Origin of the sequence: Bradyrhizobium arachidis (assembly GCF_015291705.1) — a bacterium.
Lineage (GTDB): Bacteria > Pseudomonadota > Alphaproteobacteria > Rhizobiales > Xanthobacteraceae > Bradyrhizobium > Bradyrhizobium arachidis.
Genome location: NZ_CP030050.1, coordinates 21,494 through 38,316, shown reverse-complemented (window position 1 = coordinate 38,316; position 16,823 = coordinate 21,494). Strand labels below are relative to the sequence as shown.

General features: G+C 64.1%; 14 protein-coding genes. 6 read left to right on the top strand and 8 right to left on the bottom strand.

Annotated features, from left to right (window positions below):
* Positions 1-13: 13 nt before the first annotated feature.
* The 3 genes from WN72_RS00160 to murJ form a co-directional block, all read right to left on the bottom strand.
* Entirely contained in the window at positions 14-508 is a 495-nt protein-coding gene (locus tag WN72_RS00160) for a universal stress protein (protein WP_167380561.1), read from the bottom strand.
* A gap of 107 nt (positions 509-615) precedes the next feature.
* Positions 616-1,668, bottom strand: coding sequence for a tryptophan--tRNA ligase (trpS, locus tag WN72_RS00155; RefSeq protein WP_027563935.1), 1,053 nt, complete (start codon positions 1,666-1,668; stop codon positions 616-618).
* Between the two features lie 74 nt (positions 1,669-1,742).
* Entirely contained in the window at positions 1,743-3,293 is a 1,551-nt protein-coding gene (murJ, locus tag WN72_RS00150) for a murein biosynthesis integral membrane protein MurJ (protein WP_092211797.1), read from the bottom strand.
* 124 nt (positions 3,294-3,417) lie between these two features.
* Here murJ and WN72_RS00145 point away from each other — a divergent pair, with 124 nt between their 5' ends.
* A complete protein-coding gene (locus WN72_RS00145) occupies positions 3,418-4,419 on the top strand; it encodes an adenosine kinase (RefSeq protein ID WP_092211799.1) in 1,002 nt (333 codons plus the stop codon).
* A 160-nt stretch (positions 4,420-4,579) separates the two neighbouring features.
* On the opposite strand, the gene WN72_RS00140 is transcribed toward WN72_RS00145, so the two are convergent.
* Positions 4,580-5,773, bottom strand: a complete 1,194-nt coding sequence (locus tag WN72_RS00140; protein ID WP_092211801.1) for a serine hydrolase domain-containing protein — start codon at positions 5,771-5,773, stop codon at positions 4,580-4,582.
* Between the two features lie 344 nt (positions 5,774-6,117).
* On the opposite strand from WN72_RS00140, the gene WN72_RS00135 reads away from it, so the two are divergent.
* Both WN72_RS00135 and WN72_RS00130 read left to right on the top strand, forming a co-directional pair.
* Positions 6,118-6,438 carry a hypothetical protein gene (locus WN72_RS00135; protein ID WP_027563939.1) on the top strand — a complete coding sequence of 107 codons (321 nt, stop codon included), beginning with the start codon at positions 6,118-6,120 and terminating at the stop codon, positions 6,436-6,438.
* A gap of 105 nt (positions 6,439-6,543) precedes the next feature.
* Positions 6,544-8,037 carry an NAD-dependent succinate-semialdehyde dehydrogenase gene (locus WN72_RS00130; protein WP_092211803.1) on the top strand — a complete coding sequence of 498 codons (1,494 nt, stop codon included), beginning with the start codon at positions 6,544-6,546 and terminating at the stop codon, positions 8,035-8,037.
* A gap of 101 nt (positions 8,038-8,138) precedes the next feature.
* Here the strand turns inward: WN72_RS00130 and WN72_RS00125 are convergent, their stop codons facing one another.
* Positions 8,139-9,056 carry a LysR family transcriptional regulator gene (locus tag WN72_RS00125; RefSeq protein WP_092211805.1) on the bottom strand — a complete coding sequence of 306 codons (918 nt, stop codon included), beginning with the start codon at positions 9,054-9,056 and terminating at the stop codon, positions 8,139-8,141.
* 153 nt (positions 9,057-9,209) lie between these two features.
* Between WN72_RS00125 and WN72_RS00120 the strand changes: the two genes are divergently transcribed.
* Together WN72_RS00120 and WN72_RS00115 are read left to right on the top strand one after the other, a co-directional pair.
* Positions 9,210-10,199 (top strand): zinc-dependent alcohol dehydrogenase family protein, encoded by a 990-nt coding sequence (locus tag WN72_RS00120; protein WP_092211807.1) that lies wholly within the window; start codon positions 9,210-9,212, stop codon positions 10,197-10,199.
* A 169-nt stretch (positions 10,200-10,368) separates the two neighbouring features.
* The gene (locus WN72_RS00115) at positions 10,369-11,106 is read left to right on the top strand and encodes an MBL fold metallo-hydrolase (RefSeq protein ID WP_244553640.1); all 738 of its coding nucleotides are present in this window, start codon (positions 10,369-10,371) and stop codon (positions 11,104-11,106) included.
* A gap of 98 nt (positions 11,107-11,204) precedes the next feature.
* Here WN72_RS00115 and WN72_RS00110 read toward each other — a convergent pair whose 3' ends face one another.
* On the bottom strand, positions 11,205-12,131 hold the full coding sequence (locus tag WN72_RS00110) for a helix-turn-helix transcriptional regulator (protein WP_092211812.1): 927 nt from the start codon (positions 12,129-12,131) through the stop codon (positions 11,205-11,207).
* Between the two features lie 11 nt (positions 12,132-12,142).
* On the opposite strand from WN72_RS00110, the gene WN72_RS00105 reads away from it, so the two are divergent.
* On the top strand, positions 12,143-13,063 hold the full coding sequence (locus WN72_RS00105; RefSeq protein ID WP_092211814.1) for an NAD(P)H-binding protein: 921 nt from the start codon (positions 12,143-12,145) through the stop codon (positions 13,061-13,063).
* Between the two features lie 223 nt (positions 13,064-13,286).
* Here WN72_RS00105 and WN72_RS00100 read toward each other — a convergent pair whose 3' ends face one another.
* Together WN72_RS00100 and WN72_RS00095 are read right to left on the bottom strand one after the other, a co-directional pair.
* Entirely contained in the window at positions 13,287-15,503 is a 2,217-nt protein-coding gene (locus WN72_RS00100; RefSeq protein ID WP_092211816.1) for a SulP family inorganic anion transporter, read from the bottom strand.
* A gap of 381 nt (positions 15,504-15,884) precedes the next feature.
* The gene (locus WN72_RS00095; protein WP_092211817.1) at positions 15,885-16,799 is read right to left on the bottom strand and encodes a phosphoribosylaminoimidazolesuccinocarboxamide synthase; all 915 of its coding nucleotides are present in this window, start codon (positions 16,797-16,799) and stop codon (positions 15,885-15,887) included.
* Positions 16,800-16,823 lie beyond the last annotated feature (24 nt).

The following is a 16,823-nucleotide window of genomic DNA, read 5'->3' as shown; positions in this document are numbered from 1 at the left end:
AGAGGCAGCGCCGCTACGACAGCGAATCCACGCTCTGGTCGCTCAGCGCGCCCGAGATGATCGTCACCGGCACCGGGAACGTGCCGAGCTCATGCGCGAGCAGCGCGACCAGCGGCCCGGGGCCTTCGGCGCCGGGATTGGCGGCGAGCACCAGCATGGCGATGTCGGGATCCTCGTCGATCACCGCGAGCAGCTGTTCCATCGCCGCGCCTTCGCGGATCACCCGCTCCGGCGTGATCGCGGCGATGCCATTGGCCCTGCCCGCGGCGCGGTCGAGCGCGGCTTCCGCCGCTTCATGCGCCTCGGCGCGCATGATCTCGGCCACCCCAAGCCATTCCTGGCTCTGCTGCTCAGGCTCGATGATGCGCAGCATCACCACGCCGCCGCCGGCGCGGATCGCCCAGCGGCTGGCATAGTAGACCGCCCGATCCCATTCGGCGGTGTCGTCGACGATGACGAGGCATTTGGGCTTGTGACCCGGCTCGAAGCAAAGTCGCTTGGTGGTCATGCATGTCCCGGAATGTGCAGGGACGGCATGCTGCCACACTCCCGCAAAGTTGGGGAGGGGAGAAGCGGCCGGCGCGGTGGCGCAGGCCGGGTTTCGCTAAGCCATCATCAGCGCCGGCGGATGAAGCCGACGATGTCCTTCGAGAGGTTCATGGTCTCTTCGGCGATAGCGCGGGCGCGGTCGGAACCATCGTTCAGGATGGTGTCGATATGGCCGGGGTCGGCGACGAGGCGCTTCATCTCGCCGGCGATCGGCGCGAGCTTGGTCACACAGAGCTCCGCCAGCGCATTCTTGAAGCTGGAGAACTGGCCGCCGCCGAAATCCCTGAGCACGTCGGCCTTGGGGCGGCCGGAGAGCGCGGCGAAGATGCCGACCAGATTGTCGGCCTCGGGGCGGGCCTCGAGGCCCTTCTCCTCGGTCGGTAGCGGCTCCGGATCGGTCTTGGCCTTGCGGATCTTCTGCGCGATGGTGTCGGCATCGTCGGTCAGATTGATGCGCGAATTGTCGGATGCATCCGACTTCGACATCTTCTTGGTGCCGTCGCGCAAGCTCATCACGCGCGTCGCCGGGCCCGTGATCAAGGGTTCCGGCAACGGGAAGAACAGGCCGTCATTGGTGCCCTGCGCGCGGATGGAATCGCCGAAATCGTTGTTGAACTTCTGCGCGATGTCGCGCGAGAGCTCGAGATGCTGCTTCTGGTCCTCGCCGACCGGAACGTGGGTGGCGCGGTAGAGCAGGATGTCGGCGGCCATCAGCACGGGATAGTCGAACAGACCGACCGAGGCGTTCTCGCGGTCCTTGCCCGCCTTCTCCTTGAACTGGGTCATGCGGCCGAGCCAGCCCATGCGCGCGACGCAGTTGAAGATCCAGGCGAGCTCGGCGTGGCCGGAGACCTGGCTCTGGTTGAACACGATGTGCTTCTTCGGATCGATGCCGCTGGCGATGAAGGCTGCGGTGACTTCGCGGGTGTTGCGCGCGAGCTCGGCCGGGCCGCCCCAGACGTCCACGCCTTGCGTGATCGCGTGCATGTCGACGACGCAATAGATGCAGTTGTGGGTTTCCTGCATCTTCACGAAATTGACGATCGCGCCGAGGTAATTGCCGAGGTGCAGATTACCGGTCGGCTGGACGCCCGAAAAGACCCGTTCAACGAATGGCATGGTAAGCCTTCCCATAGGTATTCGGCCGTCGTTTCCAACAGCGGCGCTGCCCCGTCAAGGGTAATTCGCGCCCCTCACGCGCGCTGGTCCTGCGGGGCGGGCCGCTTCAAGGCACTGGCCGCCTCGCGCCAGGAGGCCGCGCCGAGGATTTGCAGCAGCAGGCCGTAGACGGCAATCCCGGCGCCGATCTGCGCGCCCAGCACGATGAAGCGGATCAGACCGTGCGCTTCGGCCGGGATGAGATCCGCGGTCAGCCAGAGCAGGGCGCCCATGGCGGCCGCGGCGAGCACGATCCGCGGCAGCCGCTTTCGCGCGGCTGTATCGACCGAGAAGCCGAATTCGCTGGTGCCTTTCCGGAGCAGCGAAAGCGCGCTGCTCCAGGCGCCGGCCGCGATGCTCGCGGCGATCCCGCTCGCGCCGAAGAAATGGTCGAGCAGGACGGCGAGGGCGATTGCCACCACAAAGCCTTTGGCCGTGGCAATGAGCGGCGTCATCGTGTCGCTGCGGGCGAAGAAGGCCGGCGATAGCGCCTTGATCAGCACGTGGGCCGGCAGGCCCAGCGCCAGCCACATCAGCGCATGCGCGGTGGCGACGCTGTCCTCGGCGCCGAAGGCGCCATGCTCGAACAGCAGCCGCACGATCGGCTCGGCCAGCACGATCAGGCCGAGCGTCGCCGGCAGCGCCAGCCCCGTGGCAAGCTCCAGCGCGCGCGATTCCGCATGCGCCACCGCGTCGCGGTCGCCGCTCCCCACCGCGCGCGTCAGCTCCGGCACCAGCACGGTGCCCATGGCGACGCCGACGATGCCGAGCGGCAGCTCGATCAGGCGGTTGGCGAAATAGAGCCAGGATACGGCGGAGGGCGTCGCGGACGCGATGATCGCGCCGGCCACCATCAGCCATTGCGGGCCCGAGCTTGCGATCATGCCGGGGATCGCCTTGGCGAAAAAGCCGCGTATCTCCGTGTCGAAGCTGACGCGCAGCGGCGTCGCGAGGTTTGCACTTCGCTGCGACAGCAGCATCGCGAGTTGCAGCAGGCCTGCGACGCCGACCGTGGCCGCCAGCATCCACGCGGCGAGAGGTGCATCGGCATGCCAGACGAGCAGCATCGCGATCGCGGCGATCAGCGCGATGTTGAACAGCAGCGGCGAGAACGCCGTCAGCGCAAACCGCCCCTGCGCATTCAATAGCCCCATCAGCACCGTGACGGGGCCGGCGAAGGCGAGATAGGGCAGCATCAGCCGCGCGTTCTGGACCGCGAGATCGAGCGTCGCGCTGCCGAGAAAGCCCGGCGCGATGATCGTAATGATCAGCGGCATCACCAACGCGATGACGACCGAGACCGCGATCAGCACCACGCTGACCGTGCCGAGCACGCGGCCTGCGAAGGCGGAGGCGGCCTCTTCGCCGTCGCGCTCACGGACGCGCAGCCAGGCCGGGATCAGGGCCGCATTCAGCGCGCCCTCGCTGAGCAGGCGCCGCACAACGTTGACGAGCTGGAACGCGGCCAGGAACGCGTCCGCCACCGCCCCGGTGCCGAGCAGCGCCGCGATCAGGGAATCGCGGGCAAAGCCCAGCAGCCGCGAGGCCAGTGTTCCCGTCGAAACGGTCAGGAAGGAGCGGATCATCGGCTGTTATAATACCGTTGCTTGCCCGTGCAGGCCCGGTCGTGATAGGCCGCGAGCCGGATTTCAGGCCGACAGGAAGCGGATTTTGCCGGTAATCGCAATCCGCCAAACAGGATCAAGGTGAATGGCTGACGTGAAATATGACGTTCTCGGCATCGGCAACGCGCTGTTCGACGTGCTGGTCCGGACCGATGAGGCCTTTCTGGCCAAGCATGCGATGACCAAGGGCAGCATGTCCCTGATCGACGAGGCGCGTGCCGCCGCGATCTACGCAGACATGGGTCCGGCGACGGAAGTCTCGGGCGGATCTGCCGCCAACACTATTGTCGGCGTCGGCAGCCTGGGGGCCCGCGCGGCCTATGTCGGCAAGGTCAAGGACGACCAGATCGGCAAGCTCTATGTCCACGACATCCGCGCGGCCGGCGTCGCCTTCAACACGCCCGCCGCCAAGGACGGTCCCGCCACCGGCTGCTCCTACATCCTGGTGACCGGCGACGGCGAGCGCACCATGAACACCTATCTCGGCGCCGCGCAGGACCTCTCGCCCGCCGACATCGATCCGGCCGAGATCGCGTCTGCCGGCATCGTCTATCTCGAGGGCTATCTCTGGGACCCCAAGAACGCCAAGGACGCCTTCGTCAAGGCGGCCGGCATCGCACATGAGGCCAAGCGCAAGGTGGCGCTGACGCTGTCGGACTCGTTCTGCGTCGACCGTTATCGCGACGAGTTTCTGGGCTTGATGCGCAACGGTACCGTCGACATCGTGTTCGCCAACGAGTCCGAGCTGCACTCGCTCTACATGACCTCGGACTTCGACACCGCGCTGAAGCAGCTGCGCAATGACGTCAAGCTCGGCGTCGTCACCCGCAGCGAGAAGGGCTGCGTGGTGGTGACGCCGACGGACGCGGTCGCCGCTCCGGCTTCGCCGATCAAGCAGTTGGTCGACACCACCGGCGCCGGCGATCTGTTCGCGGCGGGCTTCCTCTACGGCCTCGCGCGCGATCTGTCCCACAAGCAGTGCGGCGAGCTCGGCGCGCTTGCCGCCGCCGAAGTGATCCAGCACATCGGCGCCCGCCCGCAAGTGTCGCTGAAGGAATTGGCGAAACAGCGCGGGCTGACGGTTTAGGAAAGTCGCGCCTCAACCTCTGCTGTCATCGCCCGGCTTGACCGGGCGATCCAGTATTCCGAGACATCAGTGGATCATCGAGGAGCCGCGGCGTACTGGATCCCCCGCTTTCGCGGGGGATGACAATCGTCGTGGGGGCAGGGCCGTACGCCAAGTCGCCTCACGCCGCCTTCTGTCCGCTCCCCGCATCGAGCCCGGCATAGATTCCACGTTCGAATCCTGTGAAGGCCTCGATGCACTTGGCGTCGATGAACGGCAACACCTGCATGAGGATCACGCCGGAAACATCGCGCGCCGGGTCGATCCAGAAATAGGTGTTGGCGAGACCAGCCCAGGCGAGGCTGCCGGCACTGCGGCCCTCCGGCGTTTTGGCTGTGTTGATCAGGAAGGACAGTCCCCACTTCTTCACGATGTCAGGGAAGAGATCGACATCGTTGGTGTACATGGGCGCAACCGTCGTCATCTTGCCAATGGTGAGGTCGCCGATGTGGTTCTGGCCCATCAGCGCGACCGTTTCGGGCTTCAACACCTGGTTTCCGTTGCCGCGGCCCTTGCTGAGGATCATCTGGGTGAACTTGATGTAGTCGCCGGCAGTGCCGTAAAGGCCGCCACCACCCATGCAAAATTCCGGATTCTGCTCGATCTCGAACGGGATCGGCGCCAGCGATCCATCCTCGCCGCGAGCATGGGTGGCGACCAGCCGCTTGCGCATGTTGTCGGTGATCTTGAAGCCGGTGTCGCTCATGCCGAGCGGGGTGAAGAGATTGTCGCGCAGATAGGCATCGAGCCGCTTGCCGCTGACGGCTTCCACGGCCTTGCCGACGAAGTCGATGTTGATGCCATATTCCCAGCGCGTGCCGGGATCAGACATGATCGGCGTCTTCAGCGCGATGTCCTGGCAGGAGAAGATGTTCGGGGTTCCGGTCTTCTCCAAATAGAGTGCGAGATCGCCATTCCACACATTGTAGGCAAAACCGGCGGTGTGGGTCATGAGCTGGCGCAGCGTGATCGGCCCCTTCGCCGGCCGCAGCTTCGGCTCGCCCGCGGCGTCGAAGCCTTCGAGCACCTGCGGCTTGGCGAGGTCGGGCAGCACCTCGCCGATCGGCTTATCGAGCGACAGCTTGCCTTGCTCGACCAGTTGCATCGCGCCCGCCGATGTCACCGCCTTCGTCATCGAGGCGATCCAGAACACGCTGTCCTCGGTCATCGCGTCGGGCTTCGACAAATCGCGTTTGCCGAACGCGCCATGATACAGCACGTCGCTGCCGCTCGCGGCGATGGCGACCACGCCGGGGATTTCCTTGGCGTCGCTTGTCTTACGCAGGATCTCGTCGATCTCGGCTTGGCTATGCATACGCGTTTCCTCCGGTTTGATTATTGTTGGAAGTGATCGATTGTCCTCCCTGAGGTCGCGTGCGGCAAGTCTCTCAACTTGCGCGCCGGTCGCGATGTCGTGACTTGACGGTGCGCTGTCGCCGCAGGACGACAACACGGGCTGAGGTGCAACACTCCGTCACAATCTGCGGTGGATGGCCGCAACTCGCCGTGACCTTGGATGGACGCAGGCGATATGTTTTCAGTGTTTGAAGCACTTGAAACATTTTGTGCGTTGCGGCGTTCAGCACATGGCCCGATCGGCGCCTGACGTTAGAACTTGATGCAATTTGCGGTCGTTCAAGACCGCGAGGGGGACCTCAAATGATTTCGACCTGGAGCGAATGGAAGCGCTATCCCCGTCCTGGACGAGGAGACAATCTGGAGGCGCCGATCTCGCCGGGCATTTACGAGGTCCGGATCGCCGGCACCGGCGCACTCTACTCGTTCGACGCGGTCGACAATCTCGCGCAGTCGCTGGCGCTGCTGCCGGTCGGCTCGAAGTCGTGGTTCGGCCGCCGCGACACCTCCGACGTTCCCGATCTCGAATACCGGACGTGTGCGACCTCATCGAAGGCCGATGCCAAGGCCGCCGCCGAGCGCATGATCGGCCGGCGCGAGACCTATATGAGCGGCGCGGCCTAAGGCCGCCCCCAGCTTAGCTCCCATCAGATGTGCGTTGCGGGACGGTGCATTGCGCGCCGTCTCTCCTTATATTCCGGGCCAATCGATGTCCCGAGGAGCAACGCCATGACCCCGACCGCCGCCGCACGCGCTCAACAATCTACCGCCACTCTGCGCGACCGGTTGAAGGACCCCTCGCTGCTGAAGGAAGCCTGCTACATCGACGGCGCTTGGGTCGGCATGCCGGTGTTCGCCGTCAACAATCCTGCGACCGGGGTCGAGATCGCCAAGGTCCCGCAGCTCGGTGCGGACGATACGACCAAGGCGGTCGAAGCCGCCGAGCGTGCGTTCCCGGCCTGGGCCAAGCACACCGCAAAACAGCGCTCCAACATTTTGCGCAAATGGTTCGAGCTGATCATCGCCAATCGCGAGGACCTTGCGCTGATCCTCACCTCCGAGCAGGGCAAGCCGCTGTCGGAAGCGCTCGGCGAGGTCGATATCGGCGCCGCCTATATCGAGTTCTTTGCCGAAGAGGCGCGCCGCGTCTATGGCGAGACCATCCCGACGCAGCGGCCGGATGCGCGACTGCTTGCGATCAAGCAGCCGATCGGCGTCTGCGGCGCCATCACACCGTGGAATTTCCCGAACTCCATGATCACGCGAAAGGTGTCGCCGGCGCTGGCCGCGGGCTGCACCGTGGTGCTCAAGCCTGCCAACGAGACGCCGCTGTCGGCGCTGGCGCTGGCCGTGCTCGCCGAAAAGGCCGGCATCCCCAAGGGCGTGCTCAACATCATCACCGGCGACGCGCCGCCGATCGGCAAGGTGCTGTGCGAGCATCCGGCGGTGCGCTTCGTCGGTTTCACCGGCTCGACCGCGGTCGGCAAGATCCTCTACCAGCAGGCCTCCGTCGGCGTGAAGCGGCTCGGCCTCGAGCTCGGCGGCAATGCGCCGTTCATCGTGTTCGACGATGCCGACATCGATGCTGCGGTCGAAGGCGCCATCGTCTCGAAATACCGCAACATGGGCCAGACCTGCGTCTGCGCCAATCGCATCTACGCCCAGGACAAGATCTACGACGAGTTCGTGCAAAAGCTTTCGAAGAAGGTCGCGGCGATGAAGATCGGCGACGGCACCGAGAGCGGCGTCACGCAGGGGCCCCTGATCAACATGAAGGCGGTCGACAAGGTCGAACGCCACATCGCGGATGCGGTGAAGCGCGGTGCCAAGGTCGTCACCGGCGGCAAGCGTAGCGAGCTCGGTCGTTCGTTCTTCGAGCCGACGGTGCTCGCCGACGTCAAGCCGGACTCGCTGGTGTCGCAGGAAGAGACGTTCGGCCCGCTTGCGCCGGTGATCCGCTTCAAGGACGAGGCGGACGTCATTGCGATGTGCAATGCCTCGCCGTTCGGTCTCGCCTCCTACTTCTACTCCCGCGATCTCGGCCGCGTCTGGCGCGTCGCCGAAGCGCTGGAGTCAGGCATGGTCGGCGTCAACACCGGTCTGATCACCACGGAAGTCGCGCCCTTCGGCGGCGTCAAGGAAAGCGGCCTTGGCCGCGAAGGCTCGCGTCACGGCATGGAAGAATATGTCGAGATCAAATACGTGATGATGGCCGGGGTGTGAGGGCGTAGCTGTCTCCACAACCGTCATGGCCGGGCTTGACCCGGCCATCCACGACTTATCGGGACAGGCCCGGGCATCACGAGCGTCATCAGCGTTGCAGCTCAGGGCGAGCTGATCCAGGGACTGTCCACGTCTGCGACGAGGCTCTTCGCCCAATCGATGAACACCCGCACTTGTGGAGCCAAATGCTCGCGTGCCGGAAACATGATCGATAGCGGGCGATGGACGGGCCGCAACTTCGGCAGGACCCGCACGAGCATTCCGTTGTTCAGATATTCCTTGACGACGCAGCCGGGCACCTGGATCAGCCCCATGCCGGCGAGAGCGCACGCAAGGAAAGCCTCCGTGTCGTTCACGAGGATGCCGGTTTCCAGGCGAAGCTCGCGCTCGCCGGTCCCCCGCGGAAGACGCCAGGGGATGGCGACATGGCCCCGGCCCGAAAAATAATTGACTGCGCGATGACCCCTGAGGTCCTCGACACTTTCCGGAGTGCCGAACCTGTCGAGGTAAACAGGTGACGCGCAGATCAACATGGCCATCTTGGCGAGAACGCGCCCGACGAGGCTGCTGACCGGCAGGTCGCCGATCCTCAGCACGCAATCGATACCTTCTGCGATCAGATCGACCGGCTGATCGCTGACACCGAGGATGAGATCGATGTCAGGGTATTTTGCCTGGAAGTCCGGAAGATTTGGGATGATCAGTGGTTTGGCGATCGCAACGGGGATATCGACCCGCAGGCGTCCCTTTGGCGCGTCGCCGGCGCCGCCAAACAGGTTACGCGCTTCCCCGACCTCGTTGAGGATTGCGACCGAGCGATCATAGAACAATCGCCCTTCACTCGTCAGGGAGGTCTGGCGCGTCGTTCGATGCAGCAGTCTTGCGCCGATCGACTTTTCCAGTTCGCTCACGGCGTTCGTCACGGTGGGACGGGTCGCGCGAAGGGCCTCGGCCGCCCGCGTAAAACTCCTGTTCTCCGCAACGGCCACGAAGACTTTCAATTGCTGCAGAAAGTCCATGCGTCTTCTCCATCGGGCGCGATCTCAACCGCACCCAGATTGTTATAAAATATCATAACAATAAAGTTCAAATTTCACCGCTTCCGACGAACAAAGGGCGGAGCTATCTCCGGGTCCGGCAATTGGCCGAGACGAAATCCGGAAAGGCAGGAGATGGCCCGCGTTGTTCGCTTTCACGAATATGGTGACGCCGACGTTCTCAAGATCGAGGACATCGAGGTCGCGGCTCCCGAAGTCGATGAAGTCCAGATCGTGGTGCGCGCGATCGGGCTCAATCGGGCCGAGGTCATGTTCCGGCGCAACGCTTACGTGCAGCAGGCGCAGTTTCCCAGCCGGCTGGGCTATGAGGCGGCGGGTATCGTCAAAGCGGTCGGCGCGTCGGTGAGTGATTTCCGTCCGGGCCAGTCGGTGAGCGTCATTCCGACCGAAGACATGGCGCGATGGGGCACGTACAGCGAAGTCATCAATATTCCGGCCCGCAATCTGGTGGTGCATCCGAAAAACCTCACCTTTGCGCAGGCCGCCGCATCGTGGATGAAATATGTCACCGCCTGGGGTGCGCTGATCGAGCAAGCGAATCTGAAGGCGGACGACTACGTCATCGTCACGGCGGCATCCAGCAGCGTCGGGACTGCGGCGTTTCAGATCGCGCGCGCGGTGGGAGCGACGATCATCGCGACGACGCGGAGCAGCGCGAAGCGTAAGGCGCTGCTGGATGCAGGTGCCCATCACGTCATCGCAACCGCCGAAGAGGATCTCGTCTCGCGGGTGATGGAGATCACGAGCGGCAAGGGAGCGCGCGTCGTATTCGATCCGATCGGTGGTCCCGCCATCGAGCAGTTGGCGCATGCGATGTCTCATCGTGGGATCTTGATCGAGTACGGCGCCTTGAGCCCGGATATGGGCGCGTTCCCCCAATTTGCCGTGCTCGGAAAGAGCCTCACAATCAAGGGCTATCTCTACAACGAGGTCGTCGATGACGACGACGTGCTGGCGCGCGCGAAGAGATACATCTCGGAAGGCCTTTCATCCGGGACGCTGAAGCCGGTGATCTCCCGAAGTTTCGAGTTCGATCAGATCCAGGAGGCAACGCGCTTCCTGGAGTCGAATGAGCAGATCGGAAAGATCGTCGTCACGGTCTGAGACCCGCAACACAGTTAGGGATGATGGAATGACGAACACGAACAACTGGCAGGCCGCCGGCCTGAACCGACGGAAAATCGGCGACTACATCGTCACTGCGATCGTCGACGGCGTCGTCAGCGTGCCGTTCGATCTCTTGTCCGGAATAGGACCTGACGAGGCGATGAGCATGACGGTGGCGACGGGACGTCATCCGTCATCCGCGATGACCGTCAGCGCCTATCTGATCGAGGGAAAAAGCCGGACCATATTGGTCGATGGCGGCGGCGGCGGCATCCACGGTTGGGGAGGGCGTTTGCATGCCTCGCTTGCCACGGCCAATGTGAACCCGCTCGCGATCGACCAGATCCTGTTGACCCATGCCCATCCGGATCATGTCGGAGGTCTCGTCGGGGCCTTGCCGTCGGCGCCCCAGTTTCCAAACGCCGAGATCGTGATGCACGACGCCGAATTCGCCTTCTGGTCGGATGATGCGAATCTCAATCAGGCCCCGGACGCGATGAAGCCGTTCTTTCAGGCCGCCCGAAGTGTATTCGAGGCCTATGGCGCGCGGCGTCGGACGGTCAGTGCAGGGCAAGTCGCGCCCGGCATCGTGATCGAACATCTCCCCGGCCACACCCCCGGACATAGCGGCTACCGGATCGATGGCGGCGATGCGTCCCTGCTGATCTGGGGCGACATCGTTCACTATCCGGATATTCAGGTGCCCAGGCCCGACGTGACGATCGCGTTCGACGCCGATCCGCAGGCGGCCGCAGAAACCCGAAAGAAAATGCTGGAAAGAGTCTCCGCGACCGGAGAGCTCGTCGCCGGAATGCACCTCAATTTCCCCGGGTTCGCGCGGCTGTCGAAGAAGGGACAGTCGTTCGAAATCCGTCATGAACCCTGGTCCGCGGAGCTCATCTGAGCCGAGAGGGTATGCGCGCAAAGGCTCGCGTCACGGCATGGAAGAATATGTCGAGTTCAAATATGTGATGATGGCGGGGGTCTAAAGCCCTCGCTCGATCAATTCCGGCTTCGACGCAGTTGACTCGGACTGTATCCGAGTTCGCGGCGCATCCATTTGGCCAGATGAGATTGATGGGAAAAGCCCGCCTCCAGGGCGATGTCGCTGAGCTTGCGATCGCCCTGGAGGAGGAGCAGGCGTGCATGCTCCACCCGCCGTCTCAGGATGTAGCGATGGATCGTGACGTCCATGGCCGCCTTGAACCAGGTCCGCAGATGTGAGCTGCTGACACCGGCCTCGCGGCAGAGAATGTCGATCGTGAGCGGCCGGTCGAGATTGGCATCGATATAGGCCAAAACCCTCTGGAGCTGCTCGTTCGACAGGCGCGCCGCCTGCGCCGGCGGATCATTCGTCAGGCTGAGCAGCTCCACCGCCAGGGCCATCCCAACATTTTCGGCAAACAGCGGACCGCTCGGCGAGCCCGCTTTCACGTCGCTTTCGAGCGCCTGTCCGAGCAGAATGATGCGGTCATTCCGCAGCATATGATGATGTGCGAGTCGGGCGGACGCCAATTGTCCGCTCCGGGATGCCGCATGATCGAGCATGCGCGGCGCGAGCCGGATCTGAAGCGATTTGTAGGGCGTTTCCGCGACGAAGCCGCCGATGGCGCCGGACGGAATCACATCGATATCGCCGGCCTGACGCAGAAACCTGTCTCCGGTCTCGAGGCAAAGTGAGCGCGTCGCAGGGCTGAGGTGGATGATGATCCGGTGATCGCCGATCGGCTCCAGCGCCACGGAATTCGGCTCGGTGCGCGTGGCCGCGGCGGTGCTGCCGGTCGATGTTGGCGCAGAACTCGATCTCGCACGCATGGCCGGCTCTTCGGGCTCCAAGGTCTTGGCAGAACGTGTCCGGTATTTGGCGCATCGTGCGCGATTTTCAACGGCAGGAGCGTCAAAGAACTCATCTGTCGTTTCGTGACACATGAGGAAGCAAAGTGAGTCATTACGTGATTGTCGGAGCTGGCCCGGTCGGGCGCGAAACCGCGCGCCTTCTGGCGGAGGAAGGGCACAGCGTCATCCTGACCAGCAGGAATGCCGGATCGCTCAGTGCCGGAGCTGTACGAACGGTTTCGTCGGATGCCACTGACGCCGCGCAGCTGGCGGCCCTGAGCAAGGGCGCCGACGCGATCTTCATGTGCGCCATGGCGGCCTATCATCGATGGCCGACCGACTTCTTTCCGATCATGGATGGAACGGTCAAGGCAGCCGAGCAGGTTGGCTCCCGGCTGCTCGTGGTCGGAAATGTCTATGGCTATGGCGCGCGGGCCGCGAGCCCTCTCACGCCGGACCTGGATCCGGACCCGACCAGTCGAAAGGGCACGACCCGGCACATCATGTGGCAGCGCGCCCTGCGATCGAGCGTTCCTGCGCTCGAGATTCGCGCCAGCGACTATCTCGGCGACGGTGCGGTCGCGTATTTTTCGCTGCTGGCGTTGCCGTCTCTCCTCAAGAGCGGGCCTGTGGCCTTCCTCGGCGATCCGGATGCGGCGCATGCCTGGTCCTTCACCAAGGACACCGCGAAGACGCTGGTTGCCGCGTCGCGCTTCACCGGACAATGGGGGCGCGCCTTTCACGTGCCTTCGCAATCCGCGTCGGTGCGCGAACTGGTGCACCGATTCGCGGCCGCGCTGAAGATTGACGTCCCGAATCTGTCACGGCTCACCTCGGCCGACCTGGAAAGCATCGGCTTCGACGAGGGGATCGAGATGTCCTATCTGTTCGAGAAGCCGCTCCTGCTCGATGCCGGCGACACCGAGAAATTGCTGGGGGTCACTGCAAGCAGTCTGGACACGATGGTCCACGACACCTTGTCGCAACTGGTGGGCATGGGTGCAAAGAGGAAGGAAGCGAAATGAGTGAACTGGTGACCATCCCGTCCAGAACGACATCGCGATCTGGAACGAGCGAGATGCGGCAACGCGCCGGATGCTGATCGAGGGGGGCTTCAGCGAGGCGCATGTTTATATGTCGAGATCGAAATACGCGATGATGGCAGGGCCTAACCCGCAGGAGGCGGCTCGAAAGCCGCCTCCTGCTCGTGCGTTTGCGCCATTACAGGGGGCTTGCCAGCGCAGGCCCTCACCGCCGCAGCACCGCAATCGTCCGGTTCGCGAACGTCAGTCGCTCCGCCATCACCGACACGAAATAGGTCAGCAGCTTGTGGCTGAGCGCGGGATCCTCCTCCTTGATCGCGTCGAACTGGTGCGTGTTCAGCACGTAGAGTACGCTGTCGACTTCGGCCTGGATGGTCGCGCTGCGCGGAGCGTGCGAGACGAGGCCCATTTCACCGATCGTGGTGTAGCGCCCCAAGCTGCGCACGCGCGTGGTGCGGTCGTCCTCGGCAGGCACCATGATGCCGACGCGGCCGTCGAGGATGAAATGCATGGAATCGGCGGGATCGCCGGCCTGCACGATGACCTCGCCCGCGCTGACCTCGATACGCTGGCAGCGGTGGATCAGCGCGTCAGCATCGTCCTCGCTGTCGAGAATCCCCGCGAACCAGTCGCGCAGGCTGGCCTCTTCCTGCGCCAGCCCCTGATGCTGCGCGATGATCTCGTTCTCGCACCATTCCAGCGCGTGATCGAGCTCGGGAATGATGGTGACGCCTTCGCCGATGAAATCGCTGGAGCGCAGCACCTTCTCGGCAGCGGCCGACAGATGCACCAGGATCAGCTCGACGCCGAGCTCGGCGGCGCTGCGCTTGATCTGGGCAAAGCTGTAGGCGGCGGAGGAGTCGACGCCGGTGACGAGTTTGAAGTCGAACAGCAGATAGCGGCACTCCGGGCGCTCCTGGAGCAGCCGCTTGACGTGCTGGTACAGCCGGTTGGCCGAGCCGAAGAAGAGATAGCTCTGCAGGTTCAGGCCCTGGATCTTGCCGCCATGGGCCTGCAGCACCTCCTGGTCGTCGCGCGAGCGGTCGAGCGAGGAGCGATACTCCGAGCCGTCGAAACTGTACTTGATCGATTCCACCCTTGCGGCGCTGAACGCAAAGGTCGCGCAGCCGATGATGATGCCGATCAAAATACCGGGGACGAAACCCCAGACCACGATGATCGCGATGATGGCGATCAGCGAGAGATATTCCAGCTTCGACAGCCGTTTGCGCGATTCGATGATCCATTTGTGCAGCTGGTCGGCGCCGAGATAGAGCAGCAAGCCGCCGAGCACGAATTTCGGGATGAAGCCGAGCAGATCGGGCGCGATCGCGAGCATCAGCAGCGACATCGCCGCGACCGTGAGGCCGGACAGCCGCCCGCGGCCGCCGCTCGAGAAGTTGAGCACCGAGCGGCTGACCGAGATGCAGCCGGCATAGCCGCCGAGCACGCCGGTCAGCATGTTGGCGGTGCCGGTGACGTTGAGCTCGCGCTCGAGATTGGCCTCGCGATGCACGGCCACCTCGATTCCCGTCGTGTTGAACAGCGTGCTCGACGCGGTCACGAAGATCACGGCGACGAGATTGCCGAGCAGGTCCGGCACGGCGAACCAGGGATAGTGGATCAGGCCATCGACGTGCCAGGGCACCATGAAGGCCGCCTGCGGCGGCGGCTGGAAGGTCCAGCCCAGCGCGCGGGCCTCATTGAGCGAGACGCCCGTGATCCAGAACGCCAGATGCGCGGTGAGCACGCCGCCGACCAGGATGATCGGCAGTCCGAACGGGCTGCGCGAGCGATGCCAGGTCAGGTACAGCACCAGCGCCATGGCGCAGGCGGCACCGAGTTCCGACAGCGCGATGCCGTTGGCAAGGCGCGTCAAGGTCGCGAACTGCACGGGGTGATCGGTGATGACCCGGATCGCGCCCATCACGATGAGCAGTCCGGTCGCGCCGAGGAAGCCGCCGACCACGGGATAGGGCACGTAGCGAATGGCGCGGCCCATCCGCGTCAGGCCCAGTCCGCACAGCACGACGCCAGTCAGCACCGTCGACAGACCGAGCGTGATCAGGACGGGCGAGAGCAACGGCGCGGCCGGATTGGCCGCCACCACCCGTTCGACCAGCGAGGCCGCCAGAATGCCCGTCACCGCGGCGGTCGAGCTGTCGGGGGCGGCAATGGCGAAGGACAGGGAGCTGCCGAGCGCCACGATGGCGGCCAGCACGGCGGAGCTGATGAAGGTCGCCGCGATGCCGTAGGACAGATAGGGCGAGAGCGGGCCGGCGAAGATCAGCAGCGAATAGGACAGCCCGAAGGTGACAGTCAGGACGCTGGCGGCACTGCCACCCAATATATCATTCAGCGCACGCTTGAGAGCCGGCTCGAGCCGCGGAGCCGGAGTGAAGGTAATTGCTGGATCGGTCACGCCCTGCCGCTCGCCCTTGAAGACATTCCGTTTTGAGACGTAGACGAGTACGGGCTTAGCGCAACAGGATTCTTGTAACTATGAAGTATCCGACAGTTTCGCGCGGCTCGATGCGGATGTGGGTCCACGGCATGTGAATGGCAGGTCACGCATCAGGATGGAGACGAAGCCCGCGCCACAAACTCAGTGTCGTCCCGGACAAGCACAGCTTCCGACAACGCGTAGCGTTGTCTGGAGCGGAGCGCCGATCCGGGACCCATACCCCCGGGGAGCAGTGTGACGAAGACTCTTGGTGATACCGCGACCGACTGCAATCGAAGGATCACGCGGTATGGGTCCCTGCTTTCGCACGGACGACAGCGGAGAAAGCAGCAGCCCGGCCTAAATCTTCAGGTCTTTCCCCGTCACCCGCCGATACGCTTCCAGATACCGCTTGCTGGTCGCATCCACGACGCTTGCCGGCAGCGGCGGTGGCGGGGCGTCGCCGTTCCAGCGGCCGGCGCGGCGCTCAACATCGAGATAGTCGCGCAAGGGCTGCTTGTCGAAGCTCGCCTGCGGCTGGCCGGGCTTGTAGGCATCGACCGCCCAGAACCGCGAGGAATCCGGCGTCATCACCTCGTCGATCAGGATGATGCGGCCGTCCTTGTCGCGGCCGAACTCGAATTTGGTGTCCGCAATGATGATGCCCTGCTCGCGCGCGAGCTCCTCGCCGAGCGTGTAGATCGCGCGCGTCATGCTCTCGAGCGTGTAGGCGACCTCGTCGCCGACGACCGCGCGCATCTTCGCGATCGTGATGTTCTCGTCATGGCCGCTTTCGGCCTTGGTCGCCGGGCTGAAGATCGAAGGCTCCAGCTTCTCGCTCTCGACGAGACCGGCCTTCAGCTTCTCGCCGGCGAGCGTGCCGCTGGCCGCATATTCCTTCCAGGCTGAGCCGGAGAGATAGCCGCGGATCACACATTCAATCGGAAACACGGTGGTGCGGCGCGACAGCATGGCGCGGCCGAGGATATCGGCGCGATGCGGTTTCAGCGCCGGCACGGCGGCGATGATCTCGTCGGTGTCGGCGCTGATCATGTGATGCGGCACCACGCCTTCGAGCTTGCCAAACCAGAACGCGCTGATCTGCGTCAGCACCGCGCCCTTCATCGGGATGGTCTCGCCCATCACGACGTCGAAGGCGCTGATGCGGTCGGTGGTGACGAGCAGCAGGCGGTCGTCGTCGACGGCGTAGATATCGCGCACCTTGCCGCGGCCGATCTTGGGCAGCGGCAGGTTGCTGGAGAGCATGGTGGTCATCGGCAAAGCTTTCGCACGGGACAT